19 protein-coding genes and 1 pseudogene are annotated in these 20,700 nt (G+C 73.2%); all 20 read left to right on the top strand.

The window, feature by feature from the left end:
• A complete protein-coding gene (locus AB0H57_RS00225; protein ID WP_357501279.1) occupies positions 1-864 on the top strand; it encodes an aminoglycoside phosphotransferase family protein in 864 nt (287 codons plus the stop codon).
• A 233-nt stretch (positions 865-1,097) separates the two neighbouring features.
• Complete coding sequence (locus tag AB0H57_RS00230; RefSeq protein WP_357501280.1) at positions 1,098-2,474, top strand: ammonium transporter; 1,377 nt, start codon at positions 1,098-1,100, stop codon at positions 2,472-2,474.
• Positions 2,475-2,498: 24 nt separating this feature from the next.
• A complete protein-coding gene (locus tag AB0H57_RS00235) occupies positions 2,499-2,837 on the top strand; it encodes a P-II family nitrogen regulator (RefSeq protein WP_357501281.1) in 339 nt (112 codons plus the stop codon).
• A 13-nt stretch (positions 2,838-2,850) separates the two neighbouring features.
• Positions 2,851-5,160 carry a [protein-PII] uridylyltransferase gene (locus tag AB0H57_RS00240; protein ID WP_357501282.1) on the top strand — a complete coding sequence of 770 codons (2,310 nt, stop codon included), beginning with the start codon at positions 2,851-2,853 and terminating at the stop codon, positions 5,158-5,160.
• 54 nt (positions 5,161-5,214) lie between these two features.
• Positions 5,215-7,338, top strand: coding sequence for an acyltransferase family protein (locus AB0H57_RS00245; protein ID WP_357501283.1), 2,124 nt, complete (start codon positions 5,215-5,217; stop codon positions 7,336-7,338).
• A gap of 142 nt (positions 7,339-7,480) precedes the next feature.
• The gene (locus AB0H57_RS00250; protein WP_357501284.1) at positions 7,481-8,383 is read left to right on the top strand and encodes an ABC transporter ATP-binding protein; all 903 of its coding nucleotides are present in this window, start codon (positions 7,481-7,483) and stop codon (positions 8,381-8,383) included.
• Positions 8,373-9,194, top strand: a complete 822-nt coding sequence (locus AB0H57_RS00255) for an ABC transporter permease (protein WP_357501285.1) — start codon at positions 8,373-8,375, stop codon at positions 9,192-9,194. The genes AB0H57_RS00250 and AB0H57_RS00255 overlap by 11 nt, the downstream gene beginning before the upstream one ends.
• Positions 9,195-9,214: 20 nt before the next feature.
• Positions 9,215-10,342 (top strand): sensor histidine kinase, encoded by a 1,128-nt coding sequence (locus AB0H57_RS00260; RefSeq protein WP_357501286.1) that lies wholly within the window; start codon positions 9,215-9,217, stop codon positions 10,340-10,342.
• A complete protein-coding gene (locus tag AB0H57_RS00265) occupies positions 10,339-10,995 on the top strand; it encodes a response regulator transcription factor (RefSeq protein WP_357501287.1) in 657 nt (218 codons plus the stop codon). The genes AB0H57_RS00260 and AB0H57_RS00265 overlap by 4 nt, the downstream gene beginning before the upstream one ends.
• 132 nt (positions 10,996-11,127) lie before the next feature.
• Positions 11,128-12,678: a signal recognition particle protein gene (ffh, locus tag AB0H57_RS00270; RefSeq protein ID WP_357501288.1), complete on the top strand. Its 1,551-nt coding sequence runs from the start codon at positions 11,128-11,130 to the stop codon at positions 12,676-12,678.
• A gap of 59 nt (positions 12,679-12,737) precedes the next feature.
• Positions 12,738-13,817 (top strand): amidohydrolase family protein, encoded by a 1,080-nt coding sequence (locus AB0H57_RS00275; protein ID WP_357501289.1) that lies wholly within the window; start codon positions 12,738-12,740, stop codon positions 13,815-13,817.
• 185 nt (positions 13,818-14,002) lie between these two features.
• Entirely contained in the window at positions 14,003-15,409 is a 1,407-nt protein-coding gene (proS, locus tag AB0H57_RS00280; RefSeq protein ID WP_357501290.1) for a proline--tRNA ligase, read from the top strand.
• A gap of 74 nt (positions 15,410-15,483) precedes the next feature.
• Positions 15,484-16,131, top strand: a complete 648-nt coding sequence (locus AB0H57_RS00285) for a DUF402 domain-containing protein (RefSeq protein ID WP_357501291.1) — start codon at positions 15,484-15,486, stop codon at positions 16,129-16,131.
• A gap of 240 nt (positions 16,132-16,371) precedes the next feature.
• A complete protein-coding gene (gene rpsP / locus AB0H57_RS00290) occupies positions 16,372-16,875 on the top strand; it encodes a 30S ribosomal protein S16 (protein WP_357501292.1) in 504 nt (167 codons plus the stop codon).
• Positions 16,850-17,110 carry an RNA-binding protein gene (locus AB0H57_RS00295; protein WP_357501293.1) on the top strand — a complete coding sequence of 87 codons (261 nt, stop codon included), beginning with the start codon at positions 16,850-16,852 and terminating at the stop codon, positions 17,108-17,110. Before rpsP ends, AB0H57_RS00295 begins: the two co-directional genes overlap by 26 nt.
• Positions 17,110-17,649 carry a ribosome maturation factor RimM gene (rimM, locus tag AB0H57_RS00300; protein WP_357501294.1) on the top strand — a complete coding sequence of 180 codons (540 nt, stop codon included), beginning with the start codon at positions 17,110-17,112 and terminating at the stop codon, positions 17,647-17,649. Before AB0H57_RS00295 ends, rimM begins: the two co-directional genes overlap by 1 nt.
• A 14-nt stretch (positions 17,650-17,663) precedes the next feature.
• Positions 17,664-18,452, top strand: a complete 789-nt coding sequence (gene trmD / locus AB0H57_RS00305) for a tRNA (guanosine(37)-N1)-methyltransferase TrmD (protein WP_357501295.1) — start codon at positions 17,664-17,666, stop codon at positions 18,450-18,452.
• A gap of 168 nt (positions 18,453-18,620) precedes the next feature.
• Positions 18,621-18,980 (top strand): 50S ribosomal protein L19, encoded by a 360-nt coding sequence (rplS, locus tag AB0H57_RS00310; protein WP_357501296.1) that lies wholly within the window; start codon positions 18,621-18,623, stop codon positions 18,978-18,980.
• A 185-nt stretch (positions 18,981-19,165) separates the two neighbouring features.
• Positions 19,166-20,016: pseudogene (lepB, locus tag AB0H57_RS00315) on the top strand (signal peptidase I).
• Positions 20,017-20,046: 30 nt separating this feature from the next.
• Positions 20,047-20,667 (top strand): signal peptidase I, encoded by a 621-nt coding sequence (gene lepB, locus AB0H57_RS00320; RefSeq protein WP_357501297.1) that lies wholly within the window; start codon positions 20,047-20,049, stop codon positions 20,665-20,667.
• Positions 20,668-20,700 lie beyond the last annotated feature (33 nt).

Consider the following 20,700-nt stretch of genomic DNA (forward strand, 5'->3'; position numbering starts at 1 on the left):
GTGGGCACTGACCCTCGCGCCTACCTCGGTTGGCGCGACCCCAGCCACTCGTCGCAGCGCCTCGGGAGACCGTACGTGACGTCGCAGGAAATCCCGCTGCACGGCGGGAACGTGAGCACCGTGGTCCGGGTCGGCGACACGGTCCGGCGCAACGCCGGGCCGTGGACCCCCTCGGTGCACGCGCTGCTGCGCCACCTGGAATACGTCGGGTTCACCGGCGCGCCCCGGGCGCTCGGCATGGACGAGCGCAACCGGGAGGTGCTGTCGTACCTGGAGGGGGAGTGCGGGGAGTACCCGCTGGCCCCGCACTGGGTCACCGACGAGGCGCTGGTGACCGTGGCCACCATGCTGCGGATGTTCCACGACGCCCAGTACGGTTTCGTGCCGCCGCCCGGGGCGGTCTGGCGCTCGTTCGGGCCACCCCCGCCGGACACCGAGGTGATCTGCCACCACGACGCGGCCCCGCACAACGTCATCTGGCGTCCGGACGGCACCCTCGGGCTGATCGACTTCGACCTCGCCTCGCCCAGCGCCCGGATCTACGACGTGGCGTACGCGGCCTGGACCTGGGTGCCGGTCTTCTCGGACCGGGACTCCATCACCCTCGGCTGGAAGCGCCCGGACCGGCCGCGCCGGCTGCGGCTGTTCGCCGACGCGTACGGGCTGATCCCCCGGGACCGGCACCGGCTGGTGCGCACGATCCGCAAGCGGATCGTGGACCACGTCGAGGGCATCCGCCGGATGGCCGCCGCCGGGGAGCCGGCGTTCGTCCGGATCGTGCACAAGGGGCACCTGCGGCGCCCGATGCGTGATCTGCGCCTGCTCGACTACGAGCGGCACGACCTGGAGTACGCGTTGCGCTGACCCGCACCGACGACGAAAGGGTGGTCGCTTCATCCGCGGAACGGCCACCCTTTTCGCGTTCCGCTGCCATGATCGGGGTTTGTCACACGCCGGAAACAACCTGTCACCCGTCGGAAATCGAGGGGTGCCGGTTGAGGAAACAGCCGGCGACCAAGCTTCGGCCCAACCGGCGTACGGGCGACGCTGCCCCGGAAGCCGCGAAGGAGGGAACTTCACCTTTTTAGGAGGCCAGCGTGCCTGAAGCACCGACGATCGACACCGGGAACACCGCCTGGTTGCTGATATCGAGCGCGATCGTGCTGCTCATGACGCCGGGTCTGGCGCTGTTCTACGGTGGCCTGAACCGGTCCAAGGGCGTTCTCAACATGATGATGATGAGCTTCTCCTCGATCGGGCTCGTCAGCATCCTCTGGCTGTTCTATGGCTTCTCCGTCGCCTTCGGCGACGACAAGGGCTCGGTCATCGGCGACGTGGGCCAGTATCTCGGCACCAAGACCTTCATGGCCGAGACCGACCTGTGGGGCGAGACCGGCATCCCGCTCTACGTGTTCATGGCGTTCCAGATGATGTTCGCGGTCATCACCGTCGCGCTGATCAGCGGCGCGATCTCGGACCGGGCCAAGTTCTCCGGCTGGCTGCTGTTCGCCTTCGGCTGGGCCACCCTGGTCTACTTCCCGGTCGCCCACTGGGTGTGGGGCGGCGGCTTCATCGGCGCGAAGCTCGGCGCGCTCGACTTCGCCGGGGGCACCGCGGTGCACATCAACGCCGGTGCCGCGGCCCTGGCCCTGGCGCTGGTGCTCGGCAAGCGGCTCGGTTGGCCGCGCGAGGCCATGAAGCCGCACAACGTCCCGATGGTCGCGCTCGGTGCCGGTCTGCTCTGGTTCGGCTGGTTCGGCTTCAACGCCGGCTCCGAGCTGACCGCCGACTCGACCACCGCGATCGCCTTCCTCAACACCCAGGTCGCCACGGCCGCCGCCGTGCTCGGCTGGCTGGTGGTGGAGAAGATCCGCGACGGCCGGCCGACCCTGGTCGGTGCCTCCTCGGGCGCCATCGCCGGTCTGGTCGCGATCACCCCGGCCTGCGCGTTCGTCGCCCCGTGGGCGGCGGTCCTGCTCGGCCTGGTCGCCGGCGCGGTCTGCGCCGTGGCGGTCGGCCTGAAGTACCGGCTCGGCTTCGACGACTCGCTCGACGTGGTGGGCGTGCACTTCGTCGGCGGCTGGATCGGTTGCCTCTGGATCGGCCTCTTCGGCACCAGCACCGTCAGCTCGCTGGTCAGCGACGAGGGCCTGTTCTACGGCGGCGGCGTGACCCAGCTCGGCGTGCAGGCGCTCAGCGCCCTGATCGTCACCGTCTACTCCTTCGTGGTGGCCTACCTGCTGGGCCTGGCGATCGAGAAGACCATCGGCTTCCGGGTCACCGCCGAGGCCGAGGTCGACGGCATCGACATCGCCGAGCATGCGGAGAGCGGCTACGACCTGTCCCCGACGGCCGGTGGCGGCTCCGGTGGCGCGTTCGCGATGGCCGGGATCGGCACGTCCGCCCCGGCGGGAGAGGGCAAGGCGGCCCCGGTGGAGCCGGCCGAGCCGGTCAGCGAAAAGGTCGCCGGTTAAGTTCCTGGGATGGAGGGATTGGACATGAAGCTGGTGACCGCGGTCATCAAGCCGTACCAGCTGGACGCGGTGAAGGAGGCCCTGCACGCCCTCGGCGTGGCCGGCCTGACCGTCAGCGAGGTCCAGGGCTACGGCAGGCAGAAGGGGCACACCGAGGTCTACCGGGGTGCCGAGTACACGGTCGAGTTCCTGCCCAAGATCCGGGTCGAGGTGCTCACCGACGAGATGGACGTCGACAAGATCGTCGACGCCATCGTCGCCGCCGCCCGGACCGGCAAGATCGGCGACGGCAAGGTCTGGGTCACCAGCGTGGCGGAGGTCGTCCGGGTCCGTACCGGCGAGCGCGGCCTCGACGCCCTCTAGGAGGCACCCACCGATGACCCCGTCGACCAGGAGCGACGCGTCGGGCACCCGCCCATCCGCCGACGCCGACCCCCAGGCCGACGGGGTCACCGGGCTTTCCCCCGGGATCGGCGAGGCGGCCCGCCACCGCCGGGCGGACGCCCTCGACGGCTGGCTGGGCCGGCTGCTGCCGCTCCCGCCGGGGGTCGCGCTGATCGCCGTGGGCGGGCTCGGCCGCCGGCAGTGCGCCCCCTACGGCGACCTGGACCTGGTGCTGCTGCACGCCGGGGTGCCCGGCATGGACGAGCTGGCCCCGCGCCTGTGGTATCCGATCTGGGACGCCGGGCTGCGGCTGGACCACTCGGTGCGCACGGTCGCCGAGGCGCTCTCCGTCGCCCAGGACGACGTCAAGGTCGCCCTCGGGTTGCTCGACGCCCGGTACGTGGCCGGGGACCGCGCCCTGGCCGAGTCGCTGAGCCACACCGCCACCGACCACTGGCGGCGTACCGCCCTGCGGCAGCTGCCCGCGCTGCGGGAGATCACCACCGTCCGCTGGCAGGCCCACGGCGAGCTGGCCTTCCTGCTGGAGGGCGACGTGAAGGAAGCCGCCGGCGGGCTGCGCGACGTGGGCATCCTGCGGGCGATCGCCACCGCCGGGATCACCGACGCGCTGCGCCCCGCCGTACGCGCCGCCCACCTGCGCCTGCTCGACGTCCGCGACGCCCTGCACCGGCAGGTCGGCCGGCGGGTGGACCGGCTGGTCGCCCAGGAACGCGACGGGGTGGCCGGCCTGCTGGGACTGGACGGCGGTGACACGCTGCTGCGCCGGGTCGCCGGCGACGCCCGGACCGTCTCGCACGCCCTGGACGACGCCTGGCGGGCCGCCGACCGGCTCCGCTCCGGCCGGGGCCGGCGCGGCGCCGACGGCCGCCCACTGCGCCGGCCGGTGGCCCGGGACGTCGTCGAGCAGGACGGGGAGCTGGTCCTCGCCCGGACCGCCATCGGCGCCCGCCCCGACCCGAGCATCTCCCTGCGGGTCGCCGCCGCCGCGGCCACCACCGGGCTGCCGATCGCCCGCGCCACCTGCGAGTGGCTCGCCGCGTACTGCCCGCCGCTGCCGGCGCCGTGGCCGCCCGCCGCCCGGGCGGCGTTGATCACCCTGCTCGGCGCCGGCCCCGGCCTGGTCGCCGCCTGGGAGACCTGCGACCGGTACGGCCTGGTCGACGGCTGGCTGCCCGAGTGGACCCGGATCCGCAGCCTGCCCCAGCACAACCCGGTGCACCGGTTCACCCTGGACCGGCACCTGGTGCAGACCGCCTTCGAGGCCAGCCGGCACACCCGCGACGTGGACCGCCCCGACCTGCTGCTGCTCGGCGGGCTGCTGCACGACATCGGCAAGGGGCTGCCCGGCGCCGGCCCCGACGCGCACGAGCCCGCCGACCACAGCACGGCCGGGGTGCCGCTGGCGGAGGCGGTGGCGACCCGGATCGGGCTGCCCGACGCCGAGGTGACCCTGATCGGCAGGCTGGTCCGGCTGCACCTGCTGCTGCCCGACGTGGCCACCCGGCGCGACCTCACCGACCCGGTCACCATCGCCGGGGTGGCCGAACGGGTCGGCGACACCACGACCCTGGACCTGCTGCACGCGCTGGTCCGGGCGGACGCCGCCGCCACCGGGCCGGCCGCCTGGTCGGGCTGGAAGGGCCGGCTGATCGCCGAGCTGGTCGGTCGGGTCCGCACCGCCCTCGACACCGGGGAGCTGCCCGCCCCGCCCGCTCCGGACCCGGCGCTGGTGGCCGGGCCGCTGCCGGCCGTACACCTGGGGGAGGACCGGGTGTCGGTGGCCGCGGCGGACCGGCGCGGCCTGCTCGCGACGGTGGCCGGTTGCCTCGCCCTGCACCGGCTGGAGGTCATCTCCGCGGACGCCGCCACCGTCGACGGCCGGGCGCTCGTCGAGTGCCGGGTCCAGCCCCGGTACGGACTGGCGCCCGACCCGATCGCGCTCAGCGCCGACCTGCGCCGGGCGGTCTCCGGCGACGTCTCGGTCAACCAGCGGCTGCGCGGACGGGCCTTGGCCGCCCGCGGCTCGGGGGCCGCGGCCCGGGTGGTCTGGCACCGGGCGGCGGCCACCGACGCGGTCGTGCTGGAGCTGCGCGCGGCCGACGCGGCCGGTCTGCTCTACCGGGTGACCTGCGCGCTCGACGAGGCGGGCGCCCTGGTCCGGGCGGCCCGCATCGCCACCCTGGGCGGCGACGTGGTGGACACCTTCTACCTGGTGGGTGGGTGGCCGGCGGACGCCGAGCGGGCCCGGCTGGCGGCAGCGGTGCTGGCCGCCGCCGGCTGACCGGGCCGGGGCCGGCCGGTTTCGGGGCGCCCGCTCGTGGATACCATCGGCCGGGTGACGTCACCGCCCCTGACCAGTACGCCCGCCCCCGGCACCCCCTTCGACCCGGGTGCGACGCGCCCGTCGGCCCCGGCCTTCCGGGCCGACATCGAGGGGCTGCGCGCGGTGGCGGTGCTGTCGGTGGTGCTGGCCCACGCCGGGGTGGCGGGGCTGGCGGGCGGCTTCGTCGGCGTCGACGTGTTCTTCGTGATCTCGGGTTTTCTGATCACGTCGTTGTTGCTGCGGGAGCTGCGGTCGTCGGGCCGGATCTCGATCCGGCGGTTCTACGCCCGCCGGGCGGTGCGGCTGCTGCCGGCGTCGTCGGTGGTGATGGTGGCGGCGCTGGCCGGCTCGTGGCTGTGGCTGAGCCCGCTCCGCTCCGCCGAGTACGCCTGGGACGGGCTGGCGAGCGCGTTCTACTGGGTCAACCTCAGGATGGCGTCCACGGGGACGGACTATTTCGCGGCGGAGGCATCCCCGTCGCCGTTCCAGCATTTCTGGTCGCTGGCCGTGGAGGAGCAGTTCTACCTGGTGTGGCCGCTGCTGATCCTGGCGGCGACGGTGCTGGGCCGGCGGCGGGGCCGGGTACGGCTGGTGCCGGTGGCGCTGGCGTTGCTGCTGTTGACCGTCGGGTCGTTCGTGCTGAGTGTGACGGAGACGCAGCGCAGTGCGCCGTGGGCGTACTTCGGGGCGCACACCCGGGCGTGGGAGCTGGGCCTGGGGGCGATGGTGGCCCTGGCCGCGGGGTGGCTGTCCCGGCTGCCGGGCTGGCTGGCGGGGCCGTCGACCTGGCTGGGGCTGGCCGCGGTGGTGACGGCGATGCTGCGCTACGACGAGTCGACCCCGTTCCCGGGCACCGCGGCGTTGCTGCCGGTGGCGGGGACGGCGTTGGTGATCGCCGGTGGCTGCGCGGGGCCCCGGTTCGGCGCGGAGGCGTTGCTGGGCCGGGGGCCGATGCGGTGGGTCGGGAAGCAGTCGTACGGCTGGTACCTGTGGCACTGGCCGGTGCTGGTGATCGTGCCGGTCGCGGCCGGGTTCAGCCCGTCGGTGCCGGTGAACCTGGCGCTGTGCGCGGGTGCGCTGGCGCTGGCCGCGCTCTCCCTGCGCCTGGTCGAGGACCCGGTCCGGCACCGGCGCTCGCTGCGCACCCGCCCGGTCCGCGGCATCGGCCTGGGGGTGGCCCTGTCCGGCGTGACCGCGGTGCTGGCGGCCGTGGCCCTCGCCGTCCCGCCCGCGTTGAACTCCGGCGGCGAGGGTGCGGACCTCGGTACCGCCCTGGCCGGCGCGGCCGACCCGCAGCGGGTGCTGGGCCGGTTCGTGGCGGCCGCCGCCGACACCCGGGAACTTCCGGCGAACCTGAACCCGTCGCTGGCGGAGGCGACCGACGCCCGGCCGGAGATCTACGCCGACGGCTGCCACGTCGCCGACGCTCCCACCGCGCCGAAGCTGCCCTGCGCGTACGGGGACCTGGACTCCGACACGACAGTGGTGCTGCTCGGCGACTCGCACGCCGCGCACTGGTTCCCCGCGCTGGAGAAGCTGGCCGAGGAGGACGGCTGGAAGCTGGTGTCGATGACGAAGGGCGGCTGTTCGCTCGCCGACACCCCGGTCTGGAACGGCACCCTCAAGCGGATCTACCGGGAGTGCGCCCAGTGGCGGACGAACGCGCTGCGCGTCGTGCGCGACCTCCGCCCGGAACTGGTGGTGGCGACCTCCCACGTCAACTTCGCGGCCCCCGAGGGCGAGACCGACGAGCAGTGGGTCGCCCGGTGGACCGCGGGCTGGGGGCGTACCTTCGGCGCGCTCCAGCGCTCCGCCGACCGGGTGGTCACCATGGTGGACACCCCGAAGCTGTCGGCCGACGCACCGGAATGCGTGGCGCAGAACCCGCGCCGGGTGGACGCCTGCGCCACCCCCACCGACACCGCGCTGCGCCGCCCCGAGCTGCGGGCCGCCGTGGTGCGGCAGGCGGAGCGGAACGACGTGACCGTCGTCGACCCGGCGCCCTGGCTCTGCGAACGGCAGTGCCCGGTCATCCTCGGCAACGTCCTCGTCTACCACGACTCCGGGCACCTGACGACCCGCTTCTCCACCCTGCTGGCCCCGCTGCTGAAGGACCGGCTGCCCCTCCGGAGGTAAGGAAGGGCCCCCGCTTGACGCATTCGGTAGAGGCGGGGCTCCCGCTCAACACCCCCGGGCCCGCGAGCTACGTCCGCTGACGTACGCCGGGAGCCGCCTCTGGACCGACGTGCCGCGGGCCGGCCCCCGGCACCCTCGGGGCATGAACCTGCCTGTGCAGACCGAAGGACTCACCAAACGGTACGGCGGACTGACCGCCGTGCGGGATCTCGACCTGACCGTACGGCCCGGCGAGGTGTACGGCTTCCTCGGCCCCAACGGCGCCGGCAAGACCACCACCCTGCGCATGCTGCTCGGCCTGGTCCGCCCCAGCGCCGGCACGGTACGGCTGTTCGGCCGTACCCCCGGCGCCGGCCGGCTCGCCGGAGTCGGCGCGTTGATCGAGGGGCCGGCCTTCTACCCGTACCTGTCCGGCCGGGAGAACCTCCGCGTGCTGGCCTGTTACACCGGGGCCGGCGCGGACCGGGTCGCGCTGGTGCTCGACCTGGTCGACCTCGCCGACCGGGCCGGTGACCGGTACACCGGCTACTCGTTGGGCATGAAACAGCGGCTCGGCGTGGCGGCCGCGCTGCTGAAGGACCCACGCCTGCTGATCCTGGACGAGCCGACCAACGGCCTCGACCCGGCCGGCATGGCGGACATGCGAACGCTGATCCGGCGGCTTGGTGCGGCCGGCTGCACGGTGTTGGTCTCCAGCCACCTGCTCGGCGAGGTCGAGCAGGTCTGCGACCGGGTCGGCGTGATCGCCCGGGGCCGGATGGTGGCCGAGGGCAGCGTCGCCGAGCTGCGCGGCGCCGCCGGTCTGCGGCTGCTCGCCGACCCGCTGGACGAGGCGGCGGCGCGGGCCCGGGAACTGGTGGGCGCCGACCGGGTACGTGTCGTCGACGGCGGCCTGGAGCTGGCGGTCGAGCCGGACCGGGCGGCCTGGCTGAACACCGAGCTGGTCGGGGCCGGGCTCGCCGTCCGCGAGCTGCGACCCCGGGAACGGGACCTGGAACAGGTCTTCTTCGACCTCGTGGAGAGGGGAACCGCTGATGTCGCGTAGTTTCCGCGCCGAACTCGTCAAGCTGGTCCGCCGTCCGGCCGCCTGGCTGCTGCTGGCCATCACGCTGGCGCTCTCGCTGATCTTCACCTACCTCTTCCCGTACGCCGGGGTAGCGGGTGGCGCCGACGGCCCGAACACGGACCGGGCGCTGCCCGCGATGCTCCCGGACCACCTGGTCGGCAACTCGCTGGGCGGCCTGCCGGTCTTTCTGGGCGCGATCCTGCTGATCCTCGGCGTGCTCGTGGTGGGCGGCGAGTACGGCTGGGGTACCTGGAAGACCGTGCTCACCCAGGGACCCACCCGGCTCCAGGTGTACGCCGGCAAGGTGCTCGCCCTGGCCGTCGCCGCGCTTGCCGTGGTGTTCGCCGTGTTCGCCGTCGGGGCGGTGGCCAGCGTGGTCATCGCGTCCGCCGAGGCGCAACCGGTGCGCTGGCCGTTGGCGGCCGACCTGCTGACCGGCGTCGGGGCGGGGTGGCTCATCGCGACGATGTGGGCCATGCTCGGTGCCGTGCTCGCCGTCGCGCTGCGGGCGGTGGCGCTGCCGGTCGGGCTCGGCCTGGTGTGGATGCTCGCCGTGCAGAACCTCCTCGCGGCCATCGCCGCCCCGCTCGTCGACTGGGTGGCGACGGCCCAGCGTGGGCTGCCCGGCCCGAACGCCGGGGCACTGGCCGCCGCGCTGGGCGCGCCGGGGGACACTCCGGGCGTCGCGGCCACCGTCGGCGGTGGGCAGGCGACGGTGGTGGTGGCCGCGTACCTGGTGGGCTTCGCGGCGGTCGGCGCGGCGCTGCTGCGCCGGCGGGACATCGACTGAGCCGGGACGGGGGAGGGGACGTGGACCGCGCGGGTGAGGACCGGCGACGGTGGCTCCTCGACGGCCTGTTCGCCCTGGCCCTGCTGGCGATCGGGCTGGTCGGCACCGCGCCGGCCGGCCTGAACCAGGGCGTGGGCACCGGCCGGGTCACGTACCCGCTGGTCGTGGTGGCCGCGGTCGCGGTGGCGGGTCGCCGGCGATGGCCGTTGGTCGTCCTGGCCGTGGTCACCGCGGCGGTCACCGCGTACCTGATGCTGGGCTACCCGTACGGCCCGATCCTGCTGTCGTTCATCGTCGCCGTCTACACGGTGGCCGCCCACCGTTCGGTCCGGACCGCGGCCGTGGCCGGCGCCGCGACCTTGTCCGCGCTGCTGGTGTACGTCTTCGTCGGGGCGCGCCCGCCCGGCCTGATCGGCCTGATGCCGGTCGCCGCGTGGGTGGCGGTTCCGTTCGCGGTCGGGACGGTCGTGCGCCTGAGCCGGGAGGCCGCCGTTCGGGGCCGGGCCGACCAGGCCCGCCGCCTGGCCGACGCCGAGCGGTTGCGGGTCGCCCGGGAGGTGCACGACGTGGTGGGCCACGGGCTCGCCGCGATTCATCTGCAGGCCGAGATCGCGTTGCACCTGCTGGGGCGCAAGCCGGAGCAGGCCGAGGCGGCGCTGACCGCGATCAGTCGGACCAGCAAGGAGGCGCTGGACGAGCTGCGGGTCACGCTCACCGTGGTCCGCCGCGACGGGGCCGCCGACGAGCGGGCGCCGACGCCCGGCCTGGCCCAGCTCCCGGAGCTTCGGCAGCGGCTGGCCGGCGCCGGAGTGCCGGTCACCGTCGAGGTGGCCGGCGCACCACGTCCACTGCCGGTGGCCGTCGACCTGGCCGCCTACCGGGTGGTGCAGGAGGCGCTGACGAACGTGCTGCGGCATGCCGGCCCGGCCACCGCCACCGTCCACCTCCGGTACGCAGCGGACGGGGTGACCGTGACGGTCATCGACACCGGCCGGGGCCGGGTCGGTGTGCCGGACCGGCCCGCCGGTCACGGCCTGGCCGGCATGCGCGAGCGGGTCGAGGCGCTCGGCGGTGCGTTCGACGCCGGGTCGGCCCCGGCCGGTGGTTTCCGGGTACACGCCACACTGCCCGTGCGGGAGGTCGAATGATCCGCGTGCTGCTCGCCGACGATCAGGATCTGGTCCGGATCGGGCTGCGGGCCCTGGTGGAGAGCGAGGACGACCTCGCCGTGGTCGGGGAGGCCGCCGACGGCCTCGCCGCCGTGGAGTTGGCCCGCCGGGAACGCCCCGACGTGGTGCTGATGGACGTGCGGATGCCCGGCGTCGACGGCATCGAGGCGACTCGCCGCATCCTCGGCGACCCGGCGCTGACCGGCACCCGGGTGGTGGTGCTGACCACGTTCGAACTGGACGAGTACGTTTTCGACGCGCTCCGGTTCGGGGCCAGCGGCTTCCTCACCAAGGACACCCGGCCGGTCGAGCTGCTGCGGGCGATCCGCCTGGTCGCGGAGGGGGAGGCGCTGCTGTCCCCGTCGGTGACCCGCCGGGTGGTCCGGGAGTTCGCCACCCGGCCGGCCCGGGTGCCCCGCCTGCATCCCCGGCTGGGCACCCTGACCGATCGGGAACGCGAGGTGGTGGCGCTGGTCGGCGAGGGGCTGAGCAACGCCGAGATCGCCGTCCGGCTGGTGGTCAGCCCGGCAACCGCGCGGACCCACGTCAGCCGGGCCATGGTCAAGCTGGGTGCCCGGGATCGGGCCCAGTTGGTGGTCTTCGCATACCAGTCGGGTCTGGTCGTTTCCTGATCTCCGGGCGGTGGCGGGGCGCGGGGCTGGCCGGCCCAGAGCGGGGGTGCGGGCGGCGGGCTACCCTAGCGGTGGGTTGGACAACAGCCCGGCCGCACTGTGCCCGCCGAAAACGACAAACGGGATGTTCGCGTGTTTGACACCTTGAGTGACCGCCTGTCCGGGATCTTCACCAAGCTCCGCGGCAAGGGGCGGCTCACCGACGCCGACATCGACGCCACCGCGCGCGAGATCCGGCTGGCGCTGCTGGAGGCCGACGTCGCCCTGCCGGTGGTCAAGGGCTTCATCGCGAACGTCAAGGAGCGGGCCCGCAGCGCCGAGGTCTCCCAGGCGCTGAACCCGGCCCAGCAGATCGTCAAGATCGTCAACGAGGAGCTGGTCAACGTCCTCGGCGGCGAGGGCCGGCGACTCCAGTTCGCCAAGAACCCGCCGACGGTGATCATGCTGGCCGGTCTCCAGGGTTCCGGCAAGACCACCCTCGCCGGCAAGCTGGCCCGCTGGCTCAAGGGCCAGGGCCACCAGCCGCTGCTGGTCGCCGCCGACCTCCAGCGCCCCAACGCCGTCGGGCAGCTCCAGGTGCTCGGTGGGCGGGCCGGCGTCGAGGTGTACGCCCCGGAGCCCGGCAACGGCACCGGTGACCCGGTGCAGGTGGCCCGCGCCTCGATCGAGCACGCGAGGCGGGCCGCCCGCGACATCGTCATCGTCGACACCGCCGGCCGGCTCGGCATCGACGCCGAGATGATGCAGCAGGCCGCCAACATCCGGGACGCGGTCCAGCCGGACGAGGTCATCTTCGTCATCGACGCCATGGTCGGTCAGGACGCCGTCCGCACCGCCGAGGCGTTCCGCGACGGTGTCGGCATCACCGGTGTGGTGCTCTCCAAGCTCGACGGCGACGCGCGCGGTGGCGCCGCGCTGTCGGTCCGGGAGGTCACCGGGCAGCCGATCCTCTTCGCCTCCACCGGTGAGAAGCTGGAGGACTTCGACGTCTTCCACCCCGACCGGATGGCCAGCCGGATCCTCGGCATGGGCGACGTCCTCACTCTGATCGAGCAGGCCGAGCAGGCCTTCGACGCCGATCAGAAGGAGAAGATGACCGCCAAGCTGATGGGCGGCGAGCAGTTCACCCTGGAGGACTTCCTCGACCAGCTCATCGCGGTCCGGCGAATGGGCCCGATCGCCAACGTGCTGGCCATGATGCCCGGCATGGGGCAGATGAAGGACCAGCTCGGCGAGCTGGACGACAAGCACTTCGACCGGGTCACCGCCATCATCCGGTCGATGACCCCGGCCGAGCGCACCAACCCGAAGATCATCAACGGCTCCCGGCGGGCCCGCATCGCGGGCGGCTCCGGGGTCACCGTGATGGACGTCAACCAGCTGCTCAACCGCTTCGCCGACGCGCAGAAGATGATGAAGCAGATGGGCGGCATGATGGGGCTGCCCGGCGGGGGCCGGCGCAAGGCGACCAAGTCGCCGAAGAACAAGCGCAAGGGCACCAAGGGCGGCAACCGGCCGCGCGCCGGGGCCGGGATGCCGGGCGGCTTCCCCGGGGGCATGCCGCAGCTGCCGCCGGGGATGGACCCGGGTGACCTGGCCGGCGGCCAGGGGCTGCCGCCGGGCTTCAAGCTCCCGAAGATCGACTTCAACAAGCTCGGCAAGGGGGACAAGGGCCCCCGCTGAGCGCCCGGCGCGACGCCCTGCTCGCCGCCGAGGACGAGTGATCGGGTAGGACTGTGCACATGGCCCTTCATGTGCGCGGTGTGCTCCTGCCGGACGACGAGGTACGGGACCTGTGGCTGGTCGGCGACCGGGTGACCTTCGAGCCGGTGCCCGGCGCGGAGACGGTGGTCGACGGCGGCTTCGTGCTGCCCGGCCTGACCGACGCGCACTGTCACCTCGGCATCGCCCGGGGCGGCGCCCCGATCACCTCGCTGGACCAGGCGCGCGAGCTGGCCCGCGTCGACCGGGACGCCGGGGTCCTCGCGATCCGGGACGCCGGCTCGCCGTACCCGTACCCGGAACTCGACGACGAGCCGGAACTGCCGCGACTGGCCCGCGCCGGCCGGCACGTCGCCCCGCCGAAGCGCTACCTGCGCGACATCGGCGTGGAGGTCGAAGCCGCCGAACTGGCCGCCACGGTCGCCGCGCAGGCCGCCGCCGGCAACGGCTGGGTCAAGCTGGTCGGCGACTGGATCGACCGCGGTGTCGGGGACCTGGCGCCGGCCTGGGACGCGGACGCCATGACCGCGGCCGTGGCCGCCGCGCAGGCCGCCGGGGTACGCGCCGCCGTGCACACGTTCAGCGAGGCCGCCGTGGAGATCATGGTGCGGGCCGGGGTGGACTCGGTGGAGCACGGCACCGGGCTGAGCCTGGACCTGATCGACCTGATGGCCCGGCAGGGCACCGCGCTGGTGCCGACGATGATCAACATCCAGACCTTCGGCGGCATCGCCGAGCAGGCGCGGGCCAAGTTCCCCGGGTACGCCGACCACATGCTCGCCCTGCGCGACCGCTTCCCCGAGGTGGTCCGTGCCGCGTACGAGGCGGGGGTGCCGATCTACGTCGGGACCGACGCCGGCGGCGGCATCGACCACGGGCTGGCCGCCGAGGAGATGCTCCTGTTGCACGAGCGGGCCGGCATGTCCGCCGAGGACGTCCTGGCCGCCGCGTCCTGGGGCGCCCGCGAGTGGCTCGGCTTCCCCGGCCTGGTCGAGGGGGGCCTGGCCGACCTCACCGTCTATCCCGAGGACCCCCGCCGCGACCTGCGGGTCGTCCGTACCCCCGCCCGCATCATCCTCCGCGGCCACGTCCTCCGCTGAACACCGCGGGGCGCGGGGCGGGCGCTTGTCAGCGGCGGTGGCGAGGAAGAGATGGACGGCCAGGTCGGCGAGTCGGGCGGCCGTCTCCTCGACCGGCGCCTGCGGCAGCACGACATGACCGCACATGCTAGTGATGGCGCGCCCGCCCGCGCCGTCCCGCCGGTGGCCGCATAGGATGTGCGGTCATGGCTCGCGTGCTCACTCCCCGTGCGGAGGACTTTCCCCGCTGGTACCAGGACCTGATCGCCAAGGCGAAGCTGGCCGACAACGGCCCGGTCCGGGGGACCATGGTCATCCGACCGGCCGGCTACGCCATCTGGGAGCGGATGCAGGCCGAGATGGACGCCCGGATCAAGGCGGCCGGCGCGGAGAACGCGTACTTCCCGCTCTTCATCCCGGAGAGCTACCTCAAGCGCGAGGCCGAGCACGTCGAGGGCTTCTCGCCGGAGCTGGCCGTGGTCACCCACGGCGGCGGCAAGCAGCTCGCCGAGCCGGTGGTGGTCCGCCCCACCAGCGAGACGGTGATCGGCGAGTTCATGGCCAAGTGGATCGACTCGTACCGGGACCTGCCGCTGCTGCTCAACCAGTGGGCGAACGTGGTCCGCTGGGAGCTGCGCCCGCGGATCTTCCTGCGCACCAGCGAGTTCCTCTGGCAGGAGGGGCACACCGCCCACGCCACCCGCTCCGATGCCCGCGCCTACGCCCGGCGGATCCTGCACGAGGCGTACGAGGACCTGATGGTCAGCGTCCTCGGCATCCCGGTGGTGGTCGGCCTGAAGACCGCCCGGGAGCGGTTCGCCGGGGCCACCGCCACGTACACCTGCGAAGGCATGATGGGCGACGGCAAGGCGCTGCAGATGGGCACCAGCCACGAGCTGGGGCAGAACTTCGCCAAGGCGTTCGACATCAGCTACTCCTCGGCCGAGGGCGGCCGGGAGCACGCGTGGACCACCTCCTGGGGCACCTCGACCCGGATGCTCGGCGGCCTGATCATGTGCCACGGCGACGACAACGGCCTGCGCGTGCCGCCGAAGCTGGCGCCCGTGCAGGCGTACGTGATGGTCGTCAAGGACGGCGAGGGCGTAAGTGAGGCCGCGGCCAAGCTCCGCGACGCGCTGCGCGACGCCGGGGTCCGGGTCGCGCTCGACGACCGCACCGACACCCCGTTCGGCCGCCGGGCCGTCGACGCCGAGCTGCGCGGCTATCCCGTACGCGTCGAGGTCGGCCCGCGCGACCTGGCCGCCGGCAACGCGGTGGTGGTCCGGCGTACGGACGGCTCGAAGGCCCCGACCCCGGTGGCCGACGTGGTGGGCGCGGTCCTCGCGGCGCTGGAGGCCGACCAGCGGGCGCTGCACGACCAGGCGCTCGCCAACCGCGAGTCCCGGACCACGGAAGTGTCGACCCTCGCCGAGGCGATCGAGGCGTCCGCCACCGGCTGGGCGCGGGTGCCGTGGTCGGCGGTCGGCGCGGCCGGCGAGGCCGAGGCGAACGGCCAGGGCGTGACGGTCCGCTGCCTGCAGCGCGCCGACGGTTCGGTCCCCGACGCCGAGGACGAGCCGGATCTGGTAGCCATCCTCGCCCGCGCCTACTGAGGTGTAAGGAGGGCCCCCGCTCAACGCATTCGGTAGAGCCGGGGGCGCCGCTCAACAAGCGAGGGATGGTGGGCGTGCGGTTCGAGCCGGGCCGGCTGATCATGCACCGGAACGTGCGGCACGGGCGGATCGGCTGGGTCCGGCCGGCCCGCGTCGTCCTGGACGACGAGCGGGGGTTGCTGGTCTGGGTCGCCCGGGACACCCCGATGGCGCACGAGGTGACCGAGGCGGGGCTCGGCATGCGGGCGATGCCGTTCACCGAGTGGATCACCTCGTCCTACCGGCTCGCCCGGGGCCGCTGGGAGGGACCGCCGGTGTTGAAGTTCCTACCCACCGGCGCGGCCCACTCGGTCTGGTGGTTCCGGGACGCCGACGACCGGTTCGCGTACTGGTACGTCAACCTCGAAGAGCCCGGGGTTCGCTGGGACGACGGCCCGGTGGCCGGGGTCGACATGGTGGACCAGGACCTGGACGTGCTGGTCCGGCCGGACCGGAGCTGGGCCTGGAAGGACGAGGACGAGTTCGTCGAGCGCCTCGCCCATCCCGACCACTACTGGGTGACCGACGAGAAGGCGGTACGGGCCGAGGGGGAGCGGGTGATCCGGATCGCCGAGGCGGGACAGTTCCCGTTCGACGGCACCTGGTGTGACTTCACCCCGCCACCCGACTGGGACGTACCGGACGAACTGCCGCCCGGCTGGGACCGCCCGCCGGCGCGCTGAGCCAGTGTCCTGCGTCACCCGGGTGCCGGCGCGGGCGAGCTGTCCGGGTCCGGTGCGGGAGATCGGCGCGGGATCTGGCAGAATGGGGCGCTGGTATCCGGCGCGCGTCCGGCGCCCTCTAACCCGGGCGCGTCGCCAGTCCACCGAGTAGTCTCCGGCCCAACCCCACTGTGCCGGTCGGCGCTCACCCGCACACCGCCCGTACCGGGCCGGTGAGATCGCAACAGGAGCGAAACAACTGTGGCCGTAAAGATCCGGCTCCTGCGGATGGGCAAGATCCGCAACCCGCAGTACCGCATCGTCGTCGCCGACTCGCGTACCAAGCGTGACGGTCGCGCGATCGAGTTCGTCGGTGTGTACCAGCCGAAGGAGGACCCTTCGGTGATCGAGGTCAAGTCGGAGCGGGTCCAGTACTGGCTCTCGGTCGGCGCGCAGCCGAGCGAGGCCGTGCAGCGCCTGCTGGAGCTGACCGGTGACTGGCAGAAGTTCAAGGGCCTGCCCGCCCCGCCGCCGCTGAAGGTCGCCCCGGAGCGGGCCGACCGCAAGGCGGCGTACGAGGCCGAGGCGAAGGCCGCCGCCGGCGTGGCGGAGACCCCGGCCAAGCCGGCCAAGAAGGCCGCCAAGGCGGAGGCCCCGAAGGCGGAGGCCCCGAAGGCGGAGGCCCCGAAGACCGAGGCCCCGGCCGAGACCGAGGCGCCGAAGACCGAGGAGCAGGCCGGTGCGGACTCCGGCGAGCAGGCCTGACGTGGAACTGCGTCCCGCCCTGGAGCACCTGGTCAAGGGCATCGTCGACCACCCGGACGACGTCCGGGTGCGGATGGCTGATTCCCGCCGGGGCAAGCGGCTCGAGGTCCGCGTGCACCCCGAGGACCTGGGCACGGTGATCGGGCGGTCCGGCCGGACCGCCAAGGCGCTGCGCCAGGTGATCGGCTCCATCGGCGGGCGCGGGGTACGCGTCGACATCGTCGACTCGTACTGATGCTTCTCGTCGTCGGCAGGATCGGTAAGCCGCACGGGATCCGCGGTGAGGTCACCGTGGAGGTGCGGACCGACGAGCCCGAAGCACGGTTCGCCCCCGGCATGGTGCTCCGCACCACGCCGGGGGCGGTCGCGCCGGAGCCCGGTGCCTGGCGGGTGCCCGCCGAGCTGACCGTCGAGACGGCCCGCTGGCACCAGGGACGGCTGCTCGTCGTCTTCGAGGGCGTGCTGGGCCGCGACGTCGCCGAGGCGCTGCGCAACACGCTGCTCGGCGTGGACAGCGCCGACGTGGCGGCCCCGGAGGACCCGGAGGAGTTCCACGACCACCAGCTGGTCGGCCTCTCGGTGGTCACCCGGGACGGCGAGCGGCTGGGCGAGGTGGCCCGGATCGACCACGCCCCCGCCTCCGACCTGCTGGTGCTGCGCCGCCCCGAGGGGCGGACCGCGCTGATCCCCTTCGTCAAGGCGATCGTGCCCGAGGTCGACCTCGCCGGCGGTCGCGTCGTCGTCGACCCGCCCGCTGGCCTGCTCGACCTGTAGCTGGAGCCACCCCCATGCGCGTCGACATCGTGTCGATCTTTCCGGAGTACCTCGCCCCGCTGGACCTGTCCCTGATCGGCAAGGCCCGCGCCAACGGCTCGCTGCGGCTGGCCGTACACGATCTGCGGACCTGGACCCACGACGTGCACCGCACGGTCGACGACACCCCGTACGGTGGCGGGCCCGGCATGGTGATGCGGCCGGAGCCGTGGGGGGAGGCGCTGGACGCGCTGGCCCCCGACGAGCTGAGCCCGGACGGGCACACCCTGCCCCGGCTGCTGGTGCCGTCGCCGGCCGGCGTCCCGTTCACCCAGGCCATGGCGCACGAGCTGGCCGCCGAGTCGCACCTGCTCTTCGCCTGCGGCCGGTACGAGGGCATCGACCAACGGGTGCTCGACCACGCGGCCACCCGGATGCCGGTGACCGAGGTCTCCCTCGGCGACTACGTGCTCTTCGGTGGCGAGGTCGCGGTGCTGGTGATCCTGGAGGCGGTCACCCGGCTGCTGCCCGGGGTGCTCGGCAACGCCGGCTCGCTGGACGAGGAGTCGCACGCCCACGGGCTGCTCGAAGCCCCGATGTACACCAAGCCCGCCACCTGGCGCGGGCTGGCGGTGCCGGAGGTGCTCCGCTCCGGCGACCACGGGCGGATCGCCCGGTGGCGGCGCGACGAGGCGCTGCGCCGGACGGCCGACCGGCGGCCTGACATGATCGCCGCGCTGCCCCGGGAACACCTGGACAAGCGGGACGTCGACGCGTTGGACCGGGCCGGATTTCAGCTGCCACCGGTGGATATGGCAAAGTAGAGGGGTTGCCGCATCCGCCCGCGCCGTGGGTGGCTGCGAGGACCCCCGAACGGGGTCGGCTGCGAGGACCCCCGGACGGGGTCGGCGTCGCCGGCCACATCCGGGGGTCAGAATCACCCATCCGCGCATCGAGTGACGGTGCGCCGTGAGCCTCACGAGGACACAGCGATGAACATCCTGGACTCCCTTGACGCCCAGTCGCAGCGGGTCGACATTCCCGATTTCCGTGCCGGTGACACCGTCAAGGTGCACGCGCGGGTCATCGAGGGTGCCCGGTCCCGGGTCCAGATCTTCCAGGGCGTCGTCATCCGCCGCCAGGGTGCCGGCCTGCGCGAGACCTTCTCGGTCCGCAAGGTCAGCTTCGGCGTGGGTGTCGAGCGGACCTACCCGATCAACAGCCCGGCGATCGACCGGATCGAGATCGTGACCCGCGGCGACGTCCGGCGGGCCAAGCTCTACTACCTGCGCGAGCTGCGCGGCAAGAAGGCCAAGATCAAGGAGCTGCGCGAGAAGCAGCCGGCGAGCTGACCACCGCTCGCCACGTCGCCCTGGCTGCCCGGATGTCGTACGCGTCAGAGCCCACTACGCTGTTCGTACGGGCGCGGGAGGGCGGCGGGTCGCGGTGACCGCGACGACGGAACGTCCACCACCGCCCGTGGGGCCTCGACGAGGCTCCCGGGCGGTGGTGTTCTTTCTGCGGACCGGAGACTGGCATGGTGCAGATGATTGACGAGGACGGCACCGTCGATCCCTGGCGCCGGCGGGCCCGGCGCGGCCGGCGACAGATGCCGCTCTGGCAGGAGTTGCCGCTGCTGCTGATCGTCGCGTTCTGCCTGGCGGTGCTGATCCGCACCTTCCTGCTCCAGGCGTTCTACATCCCCTCCGGTTCGATGCAGGACACCCTCCTGATCGGCGACCGGGTGCTCGTCAACAAGATCGTCTACGACGTCCGGGACCCGGTCCGCGGCGAGGTGGTGGTCTTCCGGGGCACCGACAACTGGGTCGCCCAGGAGGTACGCGAGCCCGAACCGGGCCTGGCCGGCAAGGTCGGCCGGACGCTGGGTGACCTGGTAGGGGTGTCCCGCCCGGGCGAGAAGGACTTCATCAAGCGGGTGATCGGCCTCCCCGGCGACCGGGTGCGCTGCTGCGACGAGCAGGGTCGGGTGATCGTCAACGGGGTGTCGCTCGACGAGCCGTACGTGATCCGCGACTCGCCGCTGGACGTGCCGCCCAACCCGAAGGAGTGCCGGTCGCGCTTCTTCAACGAGGTGGTGGTGCCGCCCGGCCAGCTCTGGGTGATGGGTGACCACCGGGCGGTCTCCCAGGACGCCCGCTGCCAGGGGCCGGTGCCGATCGACAACGTCGTCGGCCGGGCCTTCATGGTGGTCTGGCCGTCGTCGCGGTGGGCCTCGCTGCCGGTGCCGGACACCTTCGGGGCCCTGGACCGGCCGGTGGCCGCGCCCGCCGGCGCCCCGGTGCCGGTCGAGCCGGTGCCGCAGGGCGGTGTCAACCTGGTTCTGCCGGTTCTGGCGGCGCTGTCCGTCGTCGCGCGTTCCGGTCGTAACCGCCGCGCCCGGCAACGTAGGCTCCTTCCGTGATTGACGAGCAGACCGACAAGCCACACAGTTCCTTCTGGAAGGAGCTGCCCATCCTCCTGGGTGTGGCGATCCTGGTCGCGGTGCTGGTGCGCGCCTTCGTACTGCAGACCTTCTTCATCCCGTCCCCGTCCATGGAGAACACCCTCAAGATCGACGATCGGGTGCTGGTCAACAAGCTGGTGTACGACTTCCGGTCGCCGCACCGCGGCGAGGTGGTGGTGTTCAAGGCGCCAACCGAGTGGAGCGGGAACCCCGACGGCGAGGACTTCATCAAGCGGGTGATCGGGGTCGGCGGCGACCACGTCGTGTGCTGCGACGCCGACCGGTTGGTGATCAACGGCAAGCCGATCGACGAGCCGTACATCTTCCCCGGCAACAAGCCCGCCGACCAGGAGTTCGACATCACCGTGCCGAACGGCCGGCTCTGGGTGATGGGTGACCACCGGCAGGCCTCCGGCGACTCGCTCGAGCACTGGCAGCAGTCCAACCAGAACATCGACAGCGCCACCATCCCGGTGGATCAGGTGGTCGGCCGGGCGTTCACCGTCTTCTGGCCGGTGAACCGGGCCACCTGGCTGACCGTGCCGAAGACCTTCGACGGCGTCCCCAACCCGTAGCCGAGCCCGGCTACGCCGGGTCGACTCGTCCAG

Origin of the sequence: Micromonospora sp. NPDC050686 (genome assembly GCF_040654475.1) — a bacterium.
Classification (GTDB): domain Bacteria; phylum Actinomycetota; class Actinomycetes; order Mycobacteriales; family Micromonosporaceae; genus Micromonospora.

What these genes read in the sequence shown, in the direction of transcription:
- AB0H57_RS00275 (WP_357501289.1), top strand. Translation starts at nt 12,738, where the DNA reads ATGGCCCTTCATGTGCGCGGTGTGCTCCTGCCGGACGACGAGGTACGG.
- AB0H57_RS00255 (WP_357501285.1), top strand. Translation starts at nt 8,373, where the DNA reads ATGTCGCGTAGTTTCCGCGCCGAACTCGTCAAGCTGGTCCGCCGTCCG.
- AB0H57_RS00240 (WP_357501282.1), top strand. Translation starts at nt 2,851, where the DNA reads ATGACCCCGTCGACCAGGAGCGACGCGTCGGGCACCCGCCCATCCGCC.
- AB0H57_RS00250 (WP_357501284.1), top strand. Translation starts at nt 7,481, where the DNA reads ATGAACCTGCCTGTGCAGACCGAAGGACTCACCAAACGGTACGGCGGA.
- AB0H57_RS00235 (WP_357501281.1), top strand. Translation starts at nt 2,499, where the DNA reads ATGAAGCTGGTGACCGCGGTCATCAAGCCGTACCAGCTGGACGCGGTG.
- rplS (WP_357501296.1), top strand. Translation starts at nt 18,621, where the DNA reads ATGAACATCCTGGACTCCCTTGACGCCCAGTCGCAGCGGGTCGACATT.
- proS (WP_357501290.1), top strand. Translation starts at nt 14,003, where the DNA reads ATGGCTCGCGTGCTCACTCCCCGTGCGGAGGACTTTCCCCGCTGGTAC.
- AB0H57_RS00265 (WP_357501287.1), top strand. Translation starts at nt 10,339, where the DNA reads ATGATCCGCGTGCTGCTCGCCGACGATCAGGATCTGGTCCGGATCGGG.
- rimM (WP_357501294.1), top strand. Translation starts at nt 17,110, where the DNA reads ATGCTTCTCGTCGTCGGCAGGATCGGTAAGCCGCACGGGATCCGCGGT.
- trmD (WP_357501295.1), top strand. Translation starts at nt 17,664, where the DNA reads ATGCGCGTCGACATCGTGTCGATCTTTCCGGAGTACCTCGCCCCGCTG.